6 protein-coding genes are annotated in these 5,322 nt (G+C 71.3%); 5 read left to right on the forward strand and 1 reads right to left on the reverse strand.

Going from position 1 to position 5,322, the window contains the following annotated elements:
• Positions 1-1,025, reverse strand: a 1,025-nt coding sequence (locus tag ACYVE7_RS28395) for a 5'-3' exonuclease (protein ID WP_460368859.1), incomplete at its 3' end; no start/stop codon positions are given.
• A gap of 90 nt (positions 1,026-1,115) precedes the next feature.
• Here ACYVE7_RS28395 and ACYVE7_RS28400 point away from each other — a divergent pair.
• From ACYVE7_RS28400 to ACYVE7_RS28420, 5 genes are all read left to right on the forward strand, one after another.
• Positions 1,116-1,508, forward strand: a complete 393-nt coding sequence (locus tag ACYVE7_RS28400; RefSeq protein WP_460368867.1) for a PaaI family thioesterase — start codon at positions 1,116-1,118, stop codon at positions 1,506-1,508.
• Positions 1,509-1,612: 104 nt separating this feature from the next.
• Positions 1,613-2,719: an efflux RND transporter periplasmic adaptor subunit gene (locus ACYVE7_RS28405; protein WP_460368861.1), complete on the forward strand. Its 1,107-nt coding sequence runs from the start codon at positions 1,613-1,615 to the stop codon at positions 2,717-2,719.
• Positions 2,716-3,450 carry an ABC transporter ATP-binding protein gene (locus ACYVE7_RS28410; protein ID WP_460368863.1) on the forward strand — a complete coding sequence of 245 codons (735 nt, stop codon included), beginning with the start codon at positions 2,716-2,718 and terminating at the stop codon, positions 3,448-3,450. Before ACYVE7_RS28405 ends, ACYVE7_RS28410 begins: the two co-directional genes overlap by 4 nt.
• Complete coding sequence (locus tag ACYVE7_RS28415) at positions 3,447-4,649, forward strand: ABC transporter permease (RefSeq protein ID WP_460368864.1); 1,203 nt, start codon at positions 3,447-3,449, stop codon at positions 4,647-4,649. The genes ACYVE7_RS28410 and ACYVE7_RS28415 overlap by 4 nt, the downstream gene beginning before the upstream one ends.
• 12 nt (positions 4,650-4,661) lie before the next feature.
• Positions 4,662-5,198 (forward strand): hypothetical protein, encoded by a 537-nt coding sequence (locus tag ACYVE7_RS28420; RefSeq protein ID WP_460368866.1) that lies wholly within the window; start codon positions 4,662-4,664, stop codon positions 5,196-5,198.
• Positions 5,199-5,322: the final 124 nt, after the last annotated feature.

Below are 5,322 nucleotides of genomic sequence, written 5' to 3' on the forward strand. Positions count from 1 at the left end.
GGCGCGGCCGCGTCCAGCCCGAGCTGCCCGTCGGCGGGGCCGGTGTGGGCGGCGAGCCAGTCGGCCAGCCCGCCGGGGGCCAGCTCGGTCAGCTCGATCTCGAAACCCTCCTCGGCCTCCGCGACGTTCTCGCCGAGCGTCGTGAACAGCCGCTCGCGCAGCTCGCCGCGGAACTCCAGGGTGTCGAGCAGCGCCTGGATCTCCTCGCGCTGCCAGTCGCCGATCGTCAGGTCGGTGGGGGAGGCCGTGACGGGCGCGTCGGTGTCGAGCTTGTTGATCTGCTGGTTGCGCAGCACCGAACCCAGATGCTCGCGGAGCGACTCGCCGGCCTTGCCCTTGATCTCGTCGACCCGGGCGACCAGATTGTCCAGGCCGTCGTAGGCCGCCAGCCACTTGGCGGCCGTCTTCGGGCCGACTCCCGGCACGCCCGGCAGGTTGTCGCTGGTCTCGCCGACCAGCGCCGCCAGCTCCCGGTACCGCTGCGGGCCCACCCCGTACTTGGCCTCGACGGCCGCCGGATCCATCCGCGCCAGCACCGAGACTCCCTTGACGGGATAGAGCACCGTGACGTTCTCGTCGACGAGCTGGAACGCGTCCCGGTCACCCGTCACGATCAGGGTCTTCATACCCTGGGCGGAGGCCCGGGTGGCGAGGGTGGCGATCAGGTCGTCGGCCTCGAACCCCGACACCGACAGATGCTGGATCCGCAACGTGTCGAGCATCTCGCCGATGAGCTGGACCTGCGGCCTGAACTCGTCGGGGGTCTTGGCGCGGCCCGCCTTGTACTCGTCGTAAGCCGAGTGCCGGAAGGTGGGCTCCGACCGGTCGAAGCAGACCGCGACATGGGTCGGCTTCTCATCGCGCAGCACGTTGACGAGCATCGACGTGAAGCCGAACACCGCGTTGGTGTGCTGCCCCGTCGTCGTCGAGAAGTTGTCGACCGGCAGCGCGAAGAACGCCCGGTACGCCAGGGAATGCCCGTCGAGCAGGAGCAGAGTCTGAGGGGTCGGTTCGGTGTTCGCCACAGCAGAAGCCTAGTCTCGGGCTGAGACAGTTTCCGGCAGGTCGCCGGACGATTGCCAGGAGTTGACAACGTGACGGACCCCACCGCCTTCATGGGCAGCGACAACCCGCTCGGCGACCTCGCCAAGACCATGGGGATCGAGTTCCTCGAGGCGAGCGCCGACCGGGTGGTCGGGCGGATGCCGGTGAAGGGCAACACCCAGCCCTACGGACTGCTGCACGGGGGTGCGTCCTGCGTCCTCGCCGAGACCCTCGGCTCGGTCGGCTCGGCGCTCCACGCGGGGCCCGACCGGATGGCCGTCGGCATCGAGATCAACGCCACCCACCACCGCAGCGCCACCGAGGGCTTCGTGACGGGCGTCGCCACCAAGGTGCACGGCGGCAGGTCGCTCGCCACCTTCGAGATCGTCATCACCGACGAGCGCGACCGCAGGGTCTGCACGGCCCGTCTGAGCTGTATGCTCCGCGACCTGCCCCAGGGCTAGGCCCGCGCCGATGAGACGAGCGTGAGCCGCGCGCCGCGCTCTCTCATCGGGCTCTCAGCAGACGATCACCAACGCCCCAGACGGTGTCGGCAGTCTCGGCTGACATGAAACCCATCAACCGCCGCGCCCTGGTGGTCAACGGCACGCTGGGCGTGCTGCTGACCGGCGGTGTCGGCCTCGCCTATCTGTCGCTCGGCGACACCGGGAGCGGCGCGAACGCGACGACCACCCGGACGGTCACCGTCGCCCGCGGCGCGCTCACCTCCACGGTGTCGGCGTCGGGGGCGCTCGCCGCGGGCAAGTCCACCGCGCTGTCGTTCGGCGCCACGGGAACCGTCGACCGGATCTACGTCAAGCTCGGCCAGAAGGTCAAGAAGGGCCAGCGGCTGGCCGTCCTCGACCAGACCGAGCAGCGGGAGAACCTGACCGCGGCGCGGGCCCAGCTCGCCGTGGCCGACGACGCCGACACCAGCACGGCGCAGGGATACAACACCTACGTCCAGGCGAAGAACTCCTACACCGCGGCCGTCCGCGCCCTCGACGGCACCGTCCTGTCCGCGCCCTACGCCGGGACGGTCACCGCACTCAACGGCGCCGAGGGCGGCGGCTCCGCCGGCACGGCCGCCTCGGAGACCGGTGCGTCGACGGGGTTCCTGGAGCTCGCCTCCACCGCTGAATACAAGATCGAAGGCTCGTTCACCGAGGCCGACACCACCAAGCTGAAGGTCGGCCAGGCCGCCGCGATCACCTTCGACGCCCTGCCGGGAGTGTCGGCGACGGGCAAGGTCCGCTCGATCGGCACCGAGGCCACCACCACGAACAACGTGGTCTCCTACACCGTGACGATCAGCCTGGCGGGCAAGCCGGCGACCGTCCGGCTCGGCCAGACCGCCACGGCCGTCGTCACGACCGCCGCCAAGACGGACGTGCTCTACGTGCCCGCCGCCGCGGTCACCACCGCGGGCGGCCAGAGCACCGTGACGGTCGTCGCGAACGGCCAGGTGACGGTCAGGACCGTCACGACCGGGATCTCCGGCACGGCGGGGACCGAGATCGTCTCGGGTCTGGCCGAAGGCGACACCGTCCAGCTCAAGACCGTCACGACCGGCTCGGGCGGCCAGCCCGGCGGCTTCGGCGGGCCCGGCGGGATGGGCGGCTTCGGCGGGACGGGCGGCGGTTTCGGCGGCAACCGTCCGGGAGGCGGCCGATGACCGCCCCCGTCCTGGACGTCCGCGCCGTCACCAAGGTCTACGGCCAGGGCGAGACGGCCGTGCACGCGCTGCGCGGCGTCTCCCTGACGGTCGACCGCGGCGACTATGTGGCGATCATGGGCCAGTCCGGCTCCGGCAAGTCGACCCTGATGAACATCGTGGGCTGCCTCGACGTCCCGTCGGCCGGACGCTACCTGCTCGACGGCACCGACGTCGGCGTCCTGGACGAGCACCGGCTGTCGATCCTGCGGAACCGGAAGATCGGCTTCGTCTTCCAGAGCTTCAATCTGATCCCGCGGATGAGCGCCCTCGCCAACGTCGAACTGCCGCTGGCCTACGGGGGAGTGAAGGCGGCCGAACGGCGGCGCAGGGCCGTCGCCGCGCTCGCGCTGGTCGGGCTCGCCGACCGGATGGACCACGAACCCAAGGAGCTGTCCGGCGGCCAGCAGCAGCGCGTCGCGGTCGCCCGCGCCCTGGTCACCGCGCCGGCGCTGCTGCTCGCCGACGAACCCACCGGCAACCTCGACTCCCGGTCCACCCGCGACGTCCTCGACATCCTGGACGAGCTGTCGGTCTCCGGCCGCACCATCGCGCTGATCACTCATGAGGACGAGGTCGCCGCCCGCGCCAAACGGGTGATCAGGCTCGTCGACGGCGCGATCGCCGACGACCGCCGCCAGGCCCCCGTGGACGGCCCGCCGCCGAGCCTGCTGAGCGGGGGAGTGCGATGAGACCGCACGAGATCCTGCGGTTCGCGCTGCGCGGCCTGAGCGCGAACAAGCTCCGCAGCGGGCTGACCATGCTCGGCATCCTCATCGGGGTCGCCTCGGTGATCCTGCTGGTCGCCGTCGGCAACGGCTCCTCGGTGAAGATCAAGAACAGTATCTCGTCGCTGGGCGCGGGCGCACTGACCGTTTCGTCCTCGACCTCGCGCGCCGCCACCACGATGACCCAGGCCCGGCCCCTGTCGGTCGCCGACGCCGACGCCCTGGCCGACCCGGCCGCCGCCCCGCACGTCAAGAGCGCGTCGCCGGTGGTCAACGCGTCCTCGGCGGCCACGACCTACGGCAGCACCGGCCACACCATCAGCCAGTTCGTCGGCACCTACCCCGGCTACTTCGAGGCGGCGAGCAAGCACGTCGCGACGGGCCGTGCGTTCACCCGGGAGGAAGTGGAGTCCGGTGCGAAGGTCGCCGTCATCGGGCAGACCGTCCGCGAGGACCTGTTCGGCGCCGTCGACCCGCTCGGCAAGAAGATCAACGTCAGGGGGACGTACTTCACCGTCACCGGAGTGCTGAAGGAGTCCGGTTCGTCCTCGACCGGGTTCCAGGACGCCGACGACATCGCGATCGCGCCGCTCACCGCCGTCCAGGGCACCCTGACCAGCTACGGGTCGATCTCGCAGATCGTCGTCCAGGCCACCTCCGCCGACTCCGCCGACACCGCGCAGGCCGAGGTGACCGCGGTGCTCCTCCAGCGGCACGGCACCACCGACTTCCAGGTGTTCGACCAGGCGGGACTGCAGAGCGCCGCCGCCGACTCCAGCCGCACCTTCACGGTCCTGCTCGGCGCGGTCGCGGCCATCTCGCTGCTGGTCGGCGGGATCGGGGTCACCAACATCATGCTGGTGACCGTCACCGAGCGGACCAGGGAGATCGGCATCCGCAAGGCGATCGGCGCGCCCAAGGGCGCGATCCTCGGCCAGTTCATCGCCGAGGCCACCGTGCTGTCGCTCAGCGGCGGCGTGCTCGGCGTGCTCGCCGGGGTCGGCGGCAGCCGGTTCACGCTGCTCGGGATCGAACCGGTCATCGTGCCGTCCTCGATCGCGCTGGCGCTCGGCGTCTCCGTCGCGATCGGCCTGTTCTTCGGCAGCTACCCCGCCAACCGGGCGGCGGGACTGCGCCCCATCGACGCCCTGCGCCACCAGTAAGGAGACCAGCACATGAGCAAGAGCAGAACGAGGCAGGCCGACGACGCCCTCGACGCGTCGCCGTTCGCAGGAGACCTCGCGACCGAACTCCGGCCGGAGCCGAGACGGTTCACGCCGCCCCGCGCGACCGGCTGGCTGGCCGCGGGGATCGTGGCCGTCGCCGGATTCCTCGGCGGCGTCCAGGCGCACAAGAGCTGGGGCGGCGCGGAGACACCGGCCGCGGGCGTGCAGCGCCCGGCGTTCAACGGTGGCGGCGGATTCGGTGGCGGCCGCACCATCGGCACCGTCACCAAGATCGAAGGCGGCTACCTGTATCTGAAGACCGCCGACGGGACGACCGTCAAGGTCAAGACCGGCGCCGACACGAAGATCACGATCAGTGAGCAGGGGAAGACCTCGGACCTCAAGAACGGATCCAGCCTGGTCGTCAGCGGCACGACCGGCGACGACGGCACCCTCGACGCCACCGCCATCACCGAAGGAGCGGCGCCGCAGGGCGGTCCCGGCTCAGGTGACGGCGGCCGGCCGCCCGCCGGCCAGAACGACTGAGGCGGACATGGCAGCGATGAACAGGAAGAGGATCGCCGTCGCGGGCGGCGTGCTGGGCGTGGCGCTGGCCGGCGGGGCCGTCGCGGTCTTCGCCGGCGACACCGGCACGGGCCCGGCGTCCGCC

It is taken from the genome of Actinocorallia lasiicapitis (genome assembly GCF_054778695.1).